Below are 15,706 nucleotides of genomic sequence, written 5' to 3'. Positions count from 1 at the left end.
TGACATCGGCGAGCAGCTTGCTCATCGGTGCTGCTGTGCTATTGGCGTCGGAACAGGCGCCCGTGGTGGCTACAGAACCAGGCGATGTTGCCGTCCGGTCCGCGGACGAAGTTGGATCGACTGCCGGTGGGCTTGTTGTCGGGTCCGAGGTCGAGCCCATAGTCGGGCCGGTAGAAGGCGAGGCCCAGTTTGGCGCTATTCTGGCCATCCGGGTTGGCATCGCCGGCGCCCATGCTTCCAGCGAGCTGGCCGTCCCTTGCCCGGAACTCGATGACCGTTTGCTCGAGGCTGCCATCCTGGGAGACTTGCTCGGCGATGTACCGGCCCTGGTAGGGCGCCAGGTCGACGGCGCCAAGGTGTTGCGGTGTGGCAGGCAGGTTGGTGACCCCGGCGAATCTGTGCAACGCCCAGTCGCAGGCGAAAAGATCGTTGATCATATGAAATCCGCCATCAGAGTTGGTGAGCACAGTCATGGCGAAGTCGCGATCGGGCACCATGACGAAACCAGAGCGTTGCCCCTTCCAGGTGCCGCCGTGCTCAACGATGGTCACATTCTCCGCGGAGGGCCGCAGCATCCAGGTCACGCCCATCCCGGTCAGCTCGACGAAAAGTGTTCCGCCCGCGCCCGGGTTCGAGCGCATTGCCTCCAGCGACTGTCGGCTCAGAATCTGCTCGCCGTTAAGCGCCCTGCCGTCGCCGAGGTGGAACTGTGCGTAGCGCAGCTGGTCTCGCGCTGTCGACATCAACCCACCGGTGGGGTTGCAGCTGCGCGGGAATGCCCAAAAGTCGGTATCGACAATGGGTTTGCCGTCGACCACGCTGTGCGATGCCGCCACATTCAGACCGATTATTTGGTCGGAAAAGTAGCGGGTGTGAGCCAGCTGCAGCGGGTCAAGCACCAGCTTCTGCGCCGCAGACTCGTAGGTTGTTCCGGCGACAAGCTCGATGATGCGGCCCGCCACCACAAGACCTGAATTGTTGTACGCGAACGTGGTTCCCGGAGGAGTTAGCTGCGGTAAACGTGTCATTGAGTTGACGTAGCGCGCCACCGCGTCATCGCCGCGCCCAAAGTCCTGCCCATTGCGACCATCCCAGCCTGCAGTGTGGTTGAGCAGTTGGCGCACGGTCACCGTGGCGCTGACTGACTCGTCAGCCACCGCGAAGTCAGGGATGTAGAGGCGCACAGGTGAATCCAGGTCTACCTTGCCTTGCTCGACCAGCCGCATCATCACTGTTCCTGTGAAAGTCTTTGTGGTGGAACCGATTCGGAAGACAGTGTCACCGTCGACAGGCAACGGATGGTCGACGTTGGTCACCCCGTAGCCTTTGACGTATTCTTGGCCACCGGCCCAGACAGCAACCGCGACGCCTGGAATCGCATAGGCCTTCATGCCCGCGTTGATCTTGGCATCGAGTTCGTCGAACGCTACGCCAAGGTCTGTGCAGTTAGCAGTTTCAACCACTGCAGCGGCGCTTTCGTCCGATATCGAGTCCGCACCGCGTGCAGGCCCGCGTCGAGGGACTCGAGATCATCGGCGGACATAATGACCGCGGCGACCCGGCCCCTGGCAGCTGATCTGAATAGCCTCGTGGGCGGCATCCGCTTCGTCAACTAGCTCGGAAAGCTTGTCTTTGGCCTTCAGCGGTACCGTCCACATGACTATCAATATAGCTGGACTTACATAAACATCGCGAAGCTCCGGGAGTGGTGCGCTTCGACTGATTCTTCGTGGTGACGCGCCGGGACCCCAAGGGCCTGCTGGAAATGGATTCGGTTGCACCGCTGGGGGCGTCGCGAGAGATTCGGCAAGCCCGACGCTAGAAGGTCCTGATGACGTTCATCGACGCGGTGGCTCGGTTGATGGACGCCATGCACCGCTACTCGAGACCCTGTATCTCGTCGACCGTCGACGACGTCGCGGTCATCGGTGTTCCCGATGACTTCTGGGGCGAATCGGTCAAGGCGATCGTTGTCAGCACCACCGAACTTAAACCCGACGACATCATCGAGTTTGCCGACCAGCAGCTGGCGGGCTACAAATGCCCGCGAACGGTTGACTTCGTAGCAGCGATACCCGCAATGCAAGCGGTAAGACCCTCAAAACCCAGCTCCGGCAGCCCTATTGGAAGGACCGGCCGCACGGAATCTAGGCGCCGTCAGAACCCGAACTGACATTGGTGCAACAGCGCGCCGCATGACATCTCACCCGCACCTAAAGATATGGCAGCGTGGCAGTTGTGTAGCTCTCAGATTCGTCAGCGATCAGCTCGCTTAGTTTGGCCTGACCAACAGCGGCGCCGGGGTCGTACTGGATTGCCTGATGCGGGGTCTCCTTGAGGATCCGACCAACGGAATGGCTTTGCGGGCACTCAAGTTTCAGCACACCTACCCCTGCTTGCCTGGCTACCATCATTCACCGTCCTTACCGGGGTATTGGTCTCGTTCTCAGTGCCACGCTCATTGTCGTCCGGAGATTGAGAGTTGCGGCCCCCACTCACCTCGACCGACCATCCCAGCGCCGGTAGTACCTGCATCGTCAGCAGAGGAGCGAGATCAGTAGGTAGCGCTGGTCGCGCAGGATCAAGCCAGCGAAGCTCCTCGATCTCTGCCGACGGCGTTGCTGCAACGGCAAGCGGATACTCAAAGACGGTTGCCTCCACCTCCAGTCTGTGCTCATTGGCCGCGGGAGCACGGAACCGACCCATCTCCTGCAGTCCGCCCCGATCGAGAGTGACTCCAAGTTCTTCGGCGCACTCACGGATTGCCGCATCGGTGGCCGACTCGTCCGGCTCGGGCTTGCCGCCCGGCAGCATGAAGCGCGTTGTGCCGCGCTTTCGCACCGTCAACATCCTGCCTGCCGCGTCCCGCATCACCACGGCACTGACCTGGATGACGCCCGACAGAGGATGCTCAACCACCGGAATCACATCCCCCTCTCGGCCCGACGAGCGTGCCGGCCGCGCACCGCATCGGCGCGCGCCAACATTACCCGTTAGTGACGGAAATCATGCGGCGGCGCGCCTCCGGCAATGACCTCAGCAGCATCGCCAACCCACCCGCATAATCAACTGGCGAGATCGCGCGTGGCGCTGATTTGCGCGGCCTTGTCGACCATGAAGTGATTGAACTTCAGCACCGCTTCGACAGATTCAAAGCAGGCGCGGCGGCAATCGATAGTGCAGCTAACATTTCTTGCCCAGTACCGGCCGACTTAGCCGAGGCTTGTCGGCGCCCACAATAGCAGCTGGGTAGCAGCCGGATCAGCCCTGCTGGAAATGTCAGTCCACATTATAGGAGTGGGGCAGAGCGACATTAAGTCAAATGACTGCTAGCGAACATCTGGATGGGCACACCGCTACTTACACACGCGGTGTATTCGTGGCGTGCGACAGGCGATGGCGGTACGCGCTAGTGGTGCGCAGGTCCCGTTCGGTCAAGTCCCGGCGCTGACGCCAGGTGCGTGCGTCTTAACGGCCTCGATGCCCTTTCGGCGCTGGCCTTTGCCTCATAGGCTCGGGGTGGCGGCGATAATTTCACCGTTGAGGGCCTTGAGGTGGAACCGGAACTTTCCCGTCTTATCGTTGCTCATCTCGAACTTGCCTACCATTGCAGTTCTCCTTGTTCGTTTCTCGAACAGCAGAAACCGCTACCACCGCTTAACGCCGTGTAGCATCCTTGAACTTAACCAGGACGTCACGACTTGGGGTGTCTACCAGCCCAACTGGCGATTACGAACCTGGCCTCGAATTGCACATTTTGAATTAGCTGCCCTAGGTATACAGCGTAAAGCCGCAACGCCGGGTGAGGTCTTAGACCGGGATGCAACCCAACGGTTAGTGACCTGCGGTTATGCGCTTCGGCGCGCCGCATGCGGCACATTGACCTTTCGCAAAGCGCTTGTGGCAGCACGAATTACCGCTGTCGCGACTACTCGGCCCGGCCCCAACGAATACCGCGACTCGGCTAGCCAAGGATCAAGAGTTGAGGTATACCATGTACGGTTTAGGTATACCTAACCAAAGTACCTGCGAAACGTTAGGACGGGTCATGCTCAGGCGGAGGCAGATCTCACAGGGCCAATCCGGTTCGGATCAATCCGGTTCGCGCCAGTCCGGTCCGGTGATCCCGCTAGCTCAGCTGGCGCCCGGGCAGCGGGCCACCATCGTAGGCACGGTGCACCACGCAACATCTGCCGTCGCGACCCGGCTACAGCAACTGGGCTTTCGGTCGGCGGCGTCTATCACAGCGATCCGTCGCGCACCGCTTGGTGATCCAACGATCTACCGGGTGCAAGACACCGAACTGTGCCTCCGTCGCCGGGAAGCGCGACTGATCGAAGTTGTCCCAGTAGCACAGGGATGACGTCCTGCCACGACGGTGATCGCGGCCCAGTTGCCCTTGCGGGTACCCACCGAGTAGTCCTGGTCGGCAATCCGAACGCCGGCAAAACCACGGTGTTCAATCGGCTGACCGGGCTACGCGCAAAAACCGGCAATTATCCGGGTGTCACGGTCGGACGCAGCGTCGGCACCATCAAGGTCGACGGCGTCACCATCGCCGTCGAGGACCTTCCCGGCACCTACAGCCTTGAGGCGATCAGCCCGGACGAGCAGGTGGTTACCCACGTGCTCTCCGGTGAGCTCGACGGCATCGACCGTCCCGACGCGATCGTGGTGGTCACCGACGTGACCACGCTTCGTCGTTCGATCCTGCTTGTGGCGCAAACGCTCCGGCTAGGCCTTCCATGCCTACTGGCACTCACCATGAGCGATGAATTAACCGCCCGCGGTGGCCGGGTCGACATCGATGCGTTGTCGGCAGCGGTGGGGATACCAGTAACCGCAGTCGTCGCGCACCGTGGTTCGGGCATCGACGGACTGCGTGCACAGCTGGGCTCCTTCGACCGGTGGCAGCGGCCGCCGATACCGCCACCGTCTGATCCCGATGCTGCCGACGCCTGGGGAAAATCGGTGCTCAATGCCGCTGATTACGTTGCACCACAAGCGGATCAGCGTACGAGCCGGATCGACCAGGTTGTGCTGCACCCGTTGTGGGGCTCCGTCGTTTTCTTCGCGGTGATGTTTGCGTTCTTCCAGGTCGTCTTCACCGCTGCGGCGCCACTGCAGGATTTGGTCGAGCAGGGGCTCACCTGGCTGGGCGGCCAGGTCACCGGTCATTGTGGCAACTGGGCGCTGGCTGGTCTGCTCGGCAACGGGATCATCGGCGGCGTCGGCACCGTCCTGCAGTTCATCCCGCAGATTGCGCTGCTGTTCTTGCTGATCGCGCTGCTAGAAAACGTGGGCTATATGGCACGAGCTGCATTCCTCATGGACCGGGTAATGGCCAGGACCGGGCTGGAAGGCCGCGCCTTTGTCGCCATGCTGTCCTCGTTCGCCTGCGCGGTCCCGGGCATCATGGCCACCCGAACGTTGCCGTCGTCACGCGACCGAATCGCCACCATCCTCTCCGCGCCACTGATGACCTGTTCCGCTCGCCTGCCGATATTCACGTTGCTGATCGGTGCGCTGGTCGCACCACATAGACGCTGGTGGGGCCTCAGCGCGCAGGGCGTAATGATGTTTTTGTTGTATCTCAGCGGTGGCGCGGTGGCGCTCCTCACCGCGTGGATGTTCAAGTCGACGATCCTGCGCAGCGACCTGCTGCCGTTCACCATGGAGCTGCCGCCTTACCGGTTTCCCTCCCCCCAAGCCGTGCTGGTGACAATGTGGGGCGCAGCGAAGATGTTCCTGCGTAAGGCCGGAACCATCATCCTGACCACGTCAGTGGTGTTGTGGGCGCTGCTCAATCTGCCACTGCGCGACGCCGAGACAGCGCAGCTGTCCCCGGCCGCCGCCACCGCATACGTGATAGACCACAGCTATGCCGCGGACATTGGCAAGGCCATCGAGCCGGTGTTCAAGCCACTCGGCTTTGGCTGGCGCACCGACGTCGCATTGCTCGGCTCCCTGGCAGCGCGGGAGGTGTTCGTATCCACCCTCGGCCAGGTGGCGGCGGCAACAAACCCCGACGAACCACTTGAGTCGTTGGCCACCATGACCGACGACCGGGGACACCGGGAATTTACCGCGCCGACGGTCATCGCGCTGTTGGCGTATTTCATGTTCGCGCTGCAGTGCATGTCGACCATCGCGGTGATGCGCCGCGAAACCAACTCGTGGCGATGGCCGGCGCTCGCGTTCAGTTACATGTTTGTCCTTGCCTGGGCGATAGCGTTCGCTGCCCGATCGATTGCGACGGGTCTTGGCGCATGATTGCGATGCACGCCATGGCCACCGACGACCCGCGACAACTGCGCTGGGTGGTCGCGCCCGATGACCTCCCGCCTGCCGGCACCGTCCAGCAAGCTCCAGGCCGGCTCGGCGCACTGCTGGACAGCGGGGTAATCGAGCAGCTGGTCGTGCGTACCGCCGACGTGTTGATCACGCTGAGCACCGGAAACAGTTGGCGCGAACTTGGCGACCAGGTCCAAGACGCACTCGCCGACGCGCTACTGCACCCGGCGACCTGGCAGGCCGATGCGGTAACTGACGACCTCGCCAACTTGGCAGAAATCGCCAGCAAGCTACTCATGGGATCGATCGGCGACCTAGCCGAATCACATGGTGGATCAATCGAATTGGTGTCGGTGACTGGCACCAATGTGGCGGTTCGGATGTCTGGCGCCTGCAAGGGGTGCCCGGCAGCGAGCTCGACACTGCACGACAAGCTACAACGCGAACTGCGCCGACAGGTCGGACAGCAGGTCACCGTTTCCAGTGAAACTGGTTCAGCTCCATTGGCATTGGGCAAAAAGTTGCTGTCCTTGATGGTCCGTTGAACAAGCTGGCACGCACGCTTTTGCCAAAGGCTAAGTCTAGGTTAGGTTTTCAAGGGACGTCGAGCTCATCCGTGTAGCCTAGCGCGATCGACCAGACAACCCGTGCCTAGCGGGCCTCGGTTTCGGCGTGCTGCAACCAGTGCCGGCTGGTATCTCGCATCGTCGCACGATGAATCAGGTCCCGCGAAGTACATCCGAATGCCGATACAGACATTGTGGGTTGCGCTTACGCAAACTGCTGTACCGCCATCGATGAGTGCGGCGTCAGCGACCGCTGACCCGGCCAAGGTCGAGTTTGGGCGGCCGAAGATCTACGCGCCGTTAAGGCCACAGATACGCATCTATGCTGACGCAATCGGCCCCCGTATCACCGGATGCTGGCAAGCATGAGCCCGATTGATACTCTCCAACAGGCCAGCCATCCATTGATCACGGTGGTGGATGCGTTGCTAAATGAGCCGAGACCTGCGCCGTTTGAGCCGTACCAGGTTCCAGATGGCTCTTTTCCGCTTGCCCATGCCACAACCGGCTTATATTTGGCTGCGAACGCGATAGCTGAAGCTGACTATGCTCGAGCCGTGTCGGATTGGCAGAAGCGGCAGCAGATATTGCAGAGATGGCGTAAGCGCTTACAGAACCGTTCTATTCCGCACACTCGGTTGGTCACCATGGAAATGACGCGGAGCACCCGGCCAACCCTTAAAAGGCATTGTGGTCTTGATACCGATCAGTACGAAACAATGCTTACGACGCTCGAAGTCATCTTCCATTGGCCACAACTTCGCGATGCCGAAAGAGCTCGTAAACATAGGAGCCTGGCGGACAGATTCTCCTCCGTTAGCACCATCTTTCGGCGCTGCGAGCAAAGGACGCACGAGATCCTTCAGCATGCAAAGAACCGGATCGAAGCGCTCGACCCCTCCGATCATGCTGGACGAAACCAGATCATCGCGTCAGCCCACCGTGACATAGAAACAACTAGCGAAACGGCCATCGGGCGCATCAACACCCAAACCCGCCGGATTCTCGACCTGGACGAAAACACTGCAGGCATCAGCGTCAAACAGTGGCTACGTGATCACGGCCTAGTCATATCAACGTGACTCGGGAGTGTGCTTCGAGCCCACCTGAGACCCGTTGGTAGGACTGATAATCAACAGCCGTTGCGAACGGCGACACCCCCCAGGGCCACCCGGACCTCACTGGTGATCTCCGGCGGCTCGGGCCACGGGGTTATCTTCGACAACCTATCCGCCACCGCAGCTGCATAGGCCTCCATCACCTTGACATTCCAGGCCCAGAACCGGTGGTATTGGTTCTCGACTGCCGCGATCGCCGAAGCGTTCTCCCCGAACATGTCGGCCGCGATCAGCGCCTGGAACTGAGTGCGGTTCCAAGCAATCGCTTCCGGGGACACCACCATCTGACGCGCATCGCTATACGCTTCCACAAGGCGGTAAGCCTGTTCGGCGGTCCGATAGATTTGCCAGCAGAGAACATCCAGCCACTGCCGATACGGCGCGGCCGCCTCGGCCATCCCTATCGCCGACGCACCTAACCACTGCTCTTGTAGCACCGCTACCGCTGCCGCCAACGGGCCAACCGTGTCACGCATCGCATAACACGTGTTCTCCCACTCTGCAGCGGCGGCAAACATCGAATCAGGACCCGCGCCCGTATACATCTTGGCGGAGATGATCTCTGGCGGTAACGAATCGAAAAACATCTTTGTTCCGTTGTTCCTTCCGGCTCGTAACGACAGGCCACTGAGGCCGACGTCTGCTGTGCTGGTATCGGACGCCCCTCACCCTGACTACGTGAACTCCAGGCCGAGATAGCAGCAGCCCACCCTAGATTCGTACCAGGTCTGGATCGCGGCGTCGTCACAGACACCTATCGGCGGTGTAGCCGAAGTTGTAGATCGACGGGTTTAAGTATCAGGGCCTCGGAGACCGAGAGCCAGTATCCGGGTCGTGGTTCAAGGTTGTGGTGGAGTACGGTCGCGAGGGTCAAAAGGATCTCGTGGAACGCGAATTGATCGCCGATGCAGACCCGGGCACCGGTTCCAAATGACTTGTAGGTGCGTGGTGGAAATTTGCGCAGATTCTGGGGCAGGAAGCAGTCGGGGTTGAATTCGTTGGCGTCAGGTCCAGCAGCCCGAGCGTGGGATGTGGCGACACCCCGTGATAACAACGAGGAAACCCGTGAACTCGGCGGTCAGTAAAATCATCGTCCGGTACGACAACTCCTGCGCGATGGTAACCGTCATTCCGCGACGATGAGCAAGGAATTCCTCAATAATATTGTTGCGCAGTAGGTTACAGACGACCAAAAGCGCAAAGCAGGTGGTTTAGGTACGTTTCATACAGGCTGGTTGTTGAAGCGGATATACCACACGGCCAGCACAGCAGCCATGAATGCCAGCAGAGGCCATCGTTTTACAGCGACGGTTTCGTAGGTGAAAGCGACGCCTCCGTAGGTTTCTGGCATTCGATTGGTTGGTCATCCACAGCCACTGCAAAAGCCCTGGGTCCATGCAACGTCGAGCAACTCATGGCAAAGTGTTGGTGAAAGTTGTTGATCACCATGGATGTTGGGGCATAGTACGGCGTTTCGTTCATCGACTGTGTGTGAGCGTGTATCGGACGGGCGAGTCCTGGCCGGGATCGTCAGCACGGCCACATTCGCACAGGGAGCAAGGAACTGCAGCGACGGGCACAACAGCAACATTCAAGTTGGAGACCTCAACGCGCGGCGCCTACGCGACCAACGTGTAACCATCTCTGCAACGAGGATCCAACGAATGAAGCAGACCGTGTTCATGCCGGAATTCGTCGAGTACATTTCACGACACCTTCAAGACGGCGTGCTCGACGTGTCATCTACGTGTCGATCTCCTACTGCACCGCGGTGCACAAGTGCGCGTGCGGCTGCGGCAACAAAGGTCATCACTACCTCTCATCAACGGCGATGGTGCGCGTGATCGTGTCGGCGACAACAGGCGCGGCGAGTAGCCACCTGAACCCACTACCATTAAACCGGGTCAAGCGCACCAGCCCACCCAGCCAATTCACCAAGGATGCAGTAGTTGACGGCTACTGATTCTATATGCAACTGTTATGTGGTGGATCGGGAAGAGCGATGGCGCGCAGGCCGATGCAGCTGGGATGAGTTGGTCTTCTGAAAGGAGTTGACGATCTTGGCCATTGCATCGAGTGCAGCTGTGATCTCGCGACATCAGCACGTGCCGCCGTCTTGCCGACCCGCAGGGATAACGCGCCGGGGTTCGATGCGGCAGGTTATCTCAGTCACATCATCATCTCGGAGATTATCGATAGCGTCTATTGGTTGTCCAAAACCGTGACATAATTCGCGGTCATCCGAAGTGGTGGATCGAACTGACCGGTTTTATCTGCGTGATTAAGAAGTGGTGATTAGATCGATGACGCGTTCTCTTCGGCAGCGACAATACGTGGTCGCTGTTCCTGCCGCGGCGGCAATATCGGTCCTGCTTCTTGGACCCGGGGTCTTAATAGGCATGTGGCTGCTGCTGCCCTGGCCAACCAATGTGTTGACCTGGCCTTATCACCGGTCCTATTCACTTGGTGACACACTACTATTGCCGTTGCTAACTGCGGCCTTGCTGGTGCTCGGACGCGGACAGCGTGGACAAGGAGCAAGCAGGCCGTCGCGCTTGCCAATGTTGTTCGCGACGGTTATTGCTGTCGCGGTGTCAGGGTGGGTTCAATACCGATGGTGGTCCGACCCGACGCCACCTCCGACGTGGTGGACGGCGGGGCGACCCCATCACTTCACCGTCGCCGGAGCCTGGCATGCCGCGTTTTTTGTAGCCATGTCGGCAGTTCTGGCGTATCTGTTCGTGAATATGCTGATGACCTGGAAGACGCTTCGCCGCACCGATCCTGCAGAATTAGATCGTCGGCTTAAACACCCCGCATTTCCAATGCTCTTATGCTGCGGTCTCACCTTTGCTGCACTCGTCACGATGGATTCAATTCCGACGGTCACAACAACGTCGAGCCACTCCACAGTAATCACTATGGCGGGATCTATAGCATTCACGCTTACGGTACTTGTTTTTGCCGCGCGCAGCCACCTTATTCGACGAGCATTTGCGATTGCTTTGTCCCTGATCACCACTGTAACCATCGCCGCGGTATGTCGTTCTTGGCCACCGTCCGTGTGGGGGTGGGTGACCATAATCGCTGTCATGAGCGTCGCGAGCGCCATCTTCGCGCTAGCGAGCGGCCGCAGTCGCAGGTGATCCCGATGGCGTCGGCATGGGGGTCACCGTGTCGCGTCGCCACGATTACGTTGGTTTCGCGCCCGCACGAGTGGAGTGCGGGTTAGGATACCGGGCACGTCGATATTGACGCAGTTAATTGATGAGGCATTTGCATTGACGGAACGGTAGCAGAGATGAGTTATTTCAAAGTTAGTTCCGGTCCGAGGGCGGGTTGGTGGAGTACACGATGCCTTGCTCGGTGTACCTCCTGCGGCGATGAGGGCGGTTGTGACGCAGGATAATAACAGCATTGACTGTCGATTCGTCGCGAGTGGCACGGTCGGATCCCAGCGAATTTCTAACGACGTCAGCGCCCGCTACTGCTGCATCGCGGAAACTGTATGAGCACTAACTACGGAAGCAGTAACCCTGCCGAACAGCCATTTATAGCGCGTACGATCCGCAGATTTTCAATCCCTATAATCCTCGCTTGGGTAGCGCTTGTCGTCGTCCTGAGCGTCTTCGTCCCATCGCTGGAAAAAGTCGGTGAAGAACGTGCCGTGTCGATGGCGCCTAAAGATGCGCCTTCACTAGTGGCGATGAAACGCATCGGCCAAGTATTCCAAGAATCGAATTCCGACAGTCTGGCGATGATTGTCCTGGAGGGCGACCAGCCTCTCGGTGAGAACGCTCACAAGTATTACGACGAGTTGATTCGCAAGTTAAAAGCAGATACGAAGCACGTGCAGCATGTCCAGGACTTCTGGGGGGACCCACTGACCGCGGCGGGCGCGCAAAGTCCCGATGACAAGGCCGCTTATGTTCAAATAAATCTCGCTGGTAACCAGGGCGAGCCATTAGCGAACGAGTCCGTCCTAGCGATCCGAAAAATCGTGGAACAGACACCTCCGCCAGCTGGGATCCATGCCTTGGTGACCGGGCCATCGCCGCTGATTACGGACATGCACAACACGGGCAACAAATCTCTCCTGAGAATCACCATCGCCAGCGTCGTGGTGATCTTCATCATGTTGCTTCTGGTGTACCGGTCGCCCATTACCGTGATACTTCTGCTGTGCACGGTCGGGATCGAATTTGCAGCGGCCCGAGGAATCGTGGCGTTTCTGGGGCATGCCGGCCTCATTAGGCTTTCCACTTTTTCGGTAAACCTGCTCACGGCCCTGACGATCGCCGCGGGAACCGACTACGGGATTTTTCTCATCGGACGTTATCGCGAAGCCCGCCAGGCCGGTGAGGATCGCGAAACCGCCTACTACACGACATTTCGCGGGGTTACCCACGTGATCGTGGGCTCTGCAATGACCATCGCCGGGGCCATGTACTGCCTCAGTTTTGCCCGACTGCCCTACTTCCAGACCGCAGGCATCCCTAACGCCGTGGGCATGTTGGTCGTGCTCGCGGTAGCGATCACCGTGGGACCGGCGATTCTTACCGTAGGCGGGCGCTTGGGTGTGTTCGACCCCAAGCGCACGATCAAGACACGAGGATGGCGGCGCGTCGGCACCGTGGTAGTTCGCTGGCCTGCGCCTATCCTGGCCGCGGCAAGTGCTCTCACCCTGGTCGCCCTGCTCGCTCTGCGCGGATACACGGCAAGCTACGACGACCGTGCCTATATGCCAGCCGCCAGCCCCGCCAACGTCGGATACGCCGCCTCGGACCGCCATTTTTCCCAGGCCAGGCTGAAACCCGACGTTCTCATGATCGAATCGGATCATGACATGCGTAACCCCGCGGACTTTTTGGTTTTAGACAAAGTCGCCAAAGCAATCTTCCATGTTCCGGGTGTCTCCAGAGTGCAGGCCATAACCAGACCCCAGGGAAGTCCGATCGAGCATACTTCGATTCCATTTCAGATCAGCATGCAAAATGCCACTCAAATAGAGAATATGAAGTATCAGCAAAACACGATGGACAACATGCAGCAGCAAGCCGATGATATGGCTAAATCGATCGAGATCCTGAAGCACGAGTACTACCTGATGACTCAGGTTGCCGATAACACTCACCGCACAATGCTCGACACGAGCGGCATGAAAGATGCTACCGACCAGTTGCGAGATCACATCGCGGATTTTGAGGATTTCTGGCGGCCGATCCGCAGCTATTTCTACTGGGACAAACACTGCTTCGATATTCCGATCTGCTGGTCGTTGAGGTCGATATTCGATGCACTAGATGGTGTGGACCAAATCGCCGAGAATGTGACCGCCCTGCTGGGGGACTTGAAAAACCTTGACCAGCTCATGCCTCAAGTGGCCGCGACCTTGCCACGCATGATCGCGACGATGGAGGACATGCGAAAGATGACGCTCACCGTCCACAGCACCATGTCCGGGATCTACAACAAGATGGCTGAACAAAGCGATAACGTGACGGCTATGGGTAAGGCTTTTGACACCGCCAAGAACGATGACTCGTTCTACCTTCCCCCCGAGGTGTTCGACAACCCCAATTTCATGCGGGTCATGAAGCTATTCTTGTCGCCGGACGGAAAAGCGGCTCGCTTCATCATCTCACACAAAGGAAACCCCGCATCGCTCGAAGGAATCGCCAGCGTCGATCCAATCAAGACCGCGGCCGAGGAAGCACTCAAGGGAACCCCGTTAGAAGACGCCAGGATCTATCTCACGGGCACCGCAGTCGTCGACAAAGACCTCTTCGACGGTTCTAGTTATGACCTGGTGATTGCCGGGATTTCTTCTCTTTGCCTCATTTTCATCATAATGCTGATCATCACGCGAGCCTTAGTTGCAGCCCTCGTCATTGTGGGCACGGTAGCGCTTTCACTCGGCGCGTCCTTCGGACTATCCGTACTGGTGTGGCAACATATATTCAATTTCCAATTGCACTGGCTGGTGCTCGCCATGTCCGTCATCGTTCTGTTGGCGGTCGGATCTGACTACAACCTGCTTTTGGTCTCGCGGTTCAAACAAGAGATGAGCGCCGGGCTCAACACGGCTATCATCCGCGCGATGGGCGGTACCGGCAAAGTCGTGACATCCGCAGGCCTCGTATTCGCCGCCACGATGGCGTCCATGATCGTCAGCGACCTGCGGATCATTGGTCAGCTTGGCACCACTATCGCCCTGGGCTTGCTCGTCGACACCTTAATCGTTCGTTCGTTCATGACGCCCTCCATCGCCGCCCTACTGGGACGCTGGTTCTGGTGGCCCCTGAGAGTAAATAGCCGGCCCGCCACCCGATTCCGAGCTCGATCAGCCTCCTCCGTCCCGGTCGCCTGCTGTTGTTGCCGACACAATCACGCGCACCCTTGCCTTGAGGGGTGACGATCGTCGGCATCGCCGTTGATCAGAAGCTGACAACAATCTTTTGCACTCCGGCCGACGGCCCGTTGGTGCCGTCAGTGGCGGCCGAGATCCGCCGTCGAGGTTGGCGTTCATGTGTTTGGTCGGCATCAGGCGTGAAGGACCACGGTGCGGATCGCGATCGACGAGGCACATTTCTGGCAAGGTTTGAAAGCTTGCGGCGCCGGCCGTTACTCAGAGGTAAGTTCAACGTGTGACTGTCGCAACGGGTTTGAGAATGCTCGACTATGTAACCCATGCCCTTCTGCTGCACTTCGACAGCACCATCGAAGTGCCAACCGTCGCCGACGGCGTTATCGCCGATCCGGCGCCGCCGATACCTCGCAATTGGGAGCAATTCCGGGAGGCGCGATGACGACCGAGTTCACCACCAGGTCGGTTCGCTCCCCTGCCCCGACGCTTGAAATCATGCGCACCGGGCCGCTTGCGCTAGTCGAAGACCTCGGCCGGCCCGGCCTAGCCGATCTTGGGGTCACCCGCTCCGGTGCCGCAGATAGGCGCTCGCATGGATTGGCCAACCGGCTGGTGGCCAATCCCGCCGACTACGCCACGATCGAGGTGACCTTCGGCGGGTTGACCGCACAGGTACGCGGCGGTGACATCGCGATCGCTGTGACCGGCGCGGATACCGATCCCTCGGCAAATGGAATCCCCTTCGGCATCAACAGCATTCACTACGTACACGACGGTCAGGTGATCTCACTGGGCCCACCACACTCTGGGCTGCGCAGTTACCTGGCCGTGCGGGGCGGCATCGCGGTCGAGCCGGTGCTGGGCTCACGCAGCTACGACGTGCTGTCGGGTATCGGTCCGCAGCCGCTGCAGCCCGGTGACGTACTTCCCGTTGGGGAACACACCGCGGACTTTCCCGAACTGGACCAGGCACCGGTGGCGTGGTTCATCGGGGACCCGATCGAGCTCAATGTGGTGCCCGGGCCGCGCGACGACTGGTTCACTGATCCCGATGCACTGGTGCATACCGAGTGGGTGGCCTCCGACCGCATCGATCGGGTTGGCATGCACCTGGACGGCCGGCCGCTGCAGCACCGCTGGCCGGATCGCCAGTTGCCCAGCGAGGGTGTGACCCGCGGCGCGATCCAGGTGCCGCCTAACGGGTTGCCAGTCATCTTTGGCCCGGATCATCCGGTGACCGGCAGCTATCCAGTAATTGGGGTAGTTAGCGATCACGACATCGACCGAGTCACACAGATCCGCCCTGGTCAGCAGGTTCGGTTGCATTGGTCACGGCCGCGCCGGCGGTAGTCAGCGCTGAA

At 59.6% G+C, this 15,706-nt stretch carries 11 protein-coding genes and 4 pseudogenes; 10 read left to right on the top strand and 5 right to left on the bottom strand.

Annotation, left to right across the window (positions count from 1 at the left end):
• Nucleotides 1-38: 38 nt before the first annotated feature.
• A pseudogene (locus B586_RS08180) lies at nt 39-1,533 on the bottom strand (serine hydrolase domain-containing protein).
• A 190-nt stretch (nt 1,534-1,723) separates the two neighbouring features.
• Between B586_RS08180 and B586_RS22725 the strand changes: the two are divergent.
• A pseudogene (locus B586_RS22725) lies at nt 1,724-1,832 on the top strand (galactofuranosyltransferase GlfT1); the annotation flags it as partial.
• A 74-nt stretch (nt 1,833-1,906) separates the two neighbouring features.
• Nucleotides 1,907-2,151: pseudogene (locus B586_RS08175) on the top strand (AMP-binding enzyme); the annotation flags it as partial.
• Nucleotides 2,152-2,514: 363 nt separating this feature from the next.
• Here the strand turns inward: B586_RS08175 and B586_RS08170 are convergent.
• Together B586_RS08170 and B586_RS21360 are read right to left on the bottom strand one after the other, a co-directional pair.
• Nucleotides 2,515-2,919: pseudogene (locus B586_RS08170) on the bottom strand (NUDIX hydrolase); the annotation flags it as partial.
• A gap of 587 nt (nt 2,920-3,506) precedes the next feature.
• Nucleotides 3,507-3,608, bottom strand: a complete 102-nt coding sequence (locus B586_RS21360; RefSeq protein WP_082129588.1) for a DUF1508 domain-containing protein — start codon at nt 3,606-3,608, stop codon at nt 3,507-3,509.
• A gap of 386 nt (nt 3,609-3,994) precedes the next feature.
• Between B586_RS21360 and B586_RS08160 the strand changes: the two genes are divergently transcribed.
• The 4 genes from B586_RS08160 (at nt 3,995) to B586_RS08145 (ending at nt 7,942) form a co-directional block, all read left to right on the top strand.
• Nucleotides 3,995-4,363 carry a FeoA family protein gene (locus tag B586_RS08160; protein ID WP_335338190.1) on the top strand — a complete coding sequence of 123 codons (369 nt, stop codon included), beginning with the start codon at nt 3,995-3,997 and terminating at the stop codon, nt 4,361-4,363.
• Nucleotides 4,360-6,273 carry a ferrous iron transporter B gene (gene feoB / locus B586_RS08155; protein ID WP_082607562.1) on the top strand — a complete coding sequence of 638 codons (1,914 nt, stop codon included), beginning with the start codon at nt 4,360-4,362 and terminating at the stop codon, nt 6,271-6,273. The genes B586_RS08160 and feoB overlap by 4 nt, the downstream gene beginning before the upstream one ends.
• Before the next feature lie 14 nt (nt 6,274-6,287).
• Entirely contained in the window at nt 6,288-6,839 is a 552-nt protein-coding gene (locus B586_RS08150; protein WP_236971370.1) for a NifU family protein, read from the top strand.
• Nucleotides 6,840-7,225: 386 nt separating this feature from the next.
• Entirely contained in the window at nt 7,226-7,942 is a 717-nt protein-coding gene (locus B586_RS08145) for an ATP synthase subunit B family protein (protein ID WP_156166539.1), read from the top strand.
• Between the two features lie 50 nt (nt 7,943-7,992).
• Here the strand turns inward: B586_RS08145 and B586_RS08140 are convergent, their stop codons facing one another.
• Together B586_RS08140 and B586_RS19990 are read right to left on the bottom strand one after the other, a co-directional pair.
• Nucleotides 7,993-8,565 (bottom strand): PPE family protein, encoded by a 573-nt coding sequence (locus B586_RS08140; RefSeq protein WP_052915707.1) that lies wholly within the window; start codon nt 8,563-8,565, stop codon nt 7,993-7,995.
• A 167-nt stretch (nt 8,566-8,732) separates the two neighbouring features.
• Nucleotides 8,733-9,032: a cytochrome P450 gene (locus B586_RS19990; RefSeq protein ID WP_082129591.1), complete on the bottom strand. Its 300-nt coding sequence runs from the start codon at nt 9,030-9,032 to the stop codon at nt 8,733-8,735.
• A 2,329-nt stretch (nt 9,033-11,361) separates the two neighbouring features.
• Between B586_RS19990 and B586_RS22720 the strand changes: the two genes are divergently transcribed.
• The 4 genes from B586_RS22720 to B586_RS08125 all read left to right on the top strand — a co-directional run bounded on the left by B586_RS22720 (nt 11,362) and on the right by B586_RS08125 (nt 15,695).
• Nucleotides 11,362-11,490 (top strand): hypothetical protein, encoded by a 129-nt coding sequence (locus tag B586_RS22720; RefSeq protein WP_156166540.1) that lies wholly within the window; start codon nt 11,362-11,364, stop codon nt 11,488-11,490.
• Nucleotides 11,487-14,393, top strand: coding sequence for an MMPL/RND family transporter (locus B586_RS08135; RefSeq protein WP_054880225.1), 2,907 nt, complete (start codon nt 11,487-11,489; stop codon nt 14,391-14,393). Before B586_RS22720 ends, B586_RS08135 begins: the two co-directional genes overlap by 4 nt.
• Nucleotides 14,394-14,625: 232 nt before the next feature.
• Nucleotides 14,626-14,787: a hypothetical protein gene (locus B586_RS20845; protein WP_156166485.1), complete on the top strand. Its 162-nt coding sequence runs from the start codon at nt 14,626-14,628 to the stop codon at nt 14,785-14,787.
• Entirely contained in the window at nt 14,784-15,695 is a 912-nt protein-coding gene (locus tag B586_RS08125; protein ID WP_047315384.1) for a 5-oxoprolinase/urea amidolyase family protein, read from the top strand. The genes B586_RS20845 and B586_RS08125 overlap by 4 nt, the downstream gene beginning before the upstream one ends.
• Nucleotides 15,696-15,706: the final 11 nt, after the last annotated feature.

The organism is Mycobacterium haemophilum DSM 44634, from assembly GCF_000340435.2.
In the GTDB taxonomy this organism is placed as follows: Bacteria; Actinomycetota; Actinomycetes; order Mycobacteriales; family Mycobacteriaceae; genus Mycobacterium; species Mycobacterium haemophilum.
This window is presented reverse-complemented; position numbering and strand designations above follow the sequence as displayed.

Bases quoted from the DNA above. Each gene is read 5' to 3' on its own strand.
- B586_RS21360 (WP_082129588.1), bottom strand. From the start codon at position 3,608: ATGGTAGGCAAGTTCGAGATGAGCAACGATAAGACGGGAAAGTTCCGG.
- B586_RS08160 (WP_335338190.1), top strand. From the start codon at position 3,995: ATGTACGGTTTAGGTATACCTAACCAAAGTACCTGCGAAACGTTAGGA.
- feoB (WP_082607562.1), top strand. From the start codon at position 4,360: ATGACGTCCTGCCACGACGGTGATCGCGGCCCAGTTGCCCTTGCGGGT.
- B586_RS08150 (WP_236971370.1), top strand. From the start codon at position 6,288: ATGGCCACCGACGACCCGCGACAACTGCGCTGGGTGGTCGCGCCCGAT.
- B586_RS08145 (WP_156166539.1), top strand. From the start codon at position 7,226: ATGAGCCCGATTGATACTCTCCAACAGGCCAGCCATCCATTGATCACG.
- B586_RS08140 (WP_052915707.1), bottom strand. From the start codon at position 8,565: ATGTTTTTCGATTCGTTACCGCCAGAGATCATCTCCGCCAAGATGTAT.
- B586_RS22720 (WP_156166540.1), top strand. From the start codon at position 11,362: ATGAGGGCGGTTGTGACGCAGGATAATAACAGCATTGACTGTCGATTC.
- B586_RS08135 (WP_054880225.1), top strand. From the start codon at position 11,487: ATGAGCACTAACTACGGAAGCAGTAACCCTGCCGAACAGCCATTTATA.
- B586_RS08125 (WP_047315384.1), top strand. From the start codon at position 14,784: ATGACGACCGAGTTCACCACCAGGTCGGTTCGCTCCCCTGCCCCGACG.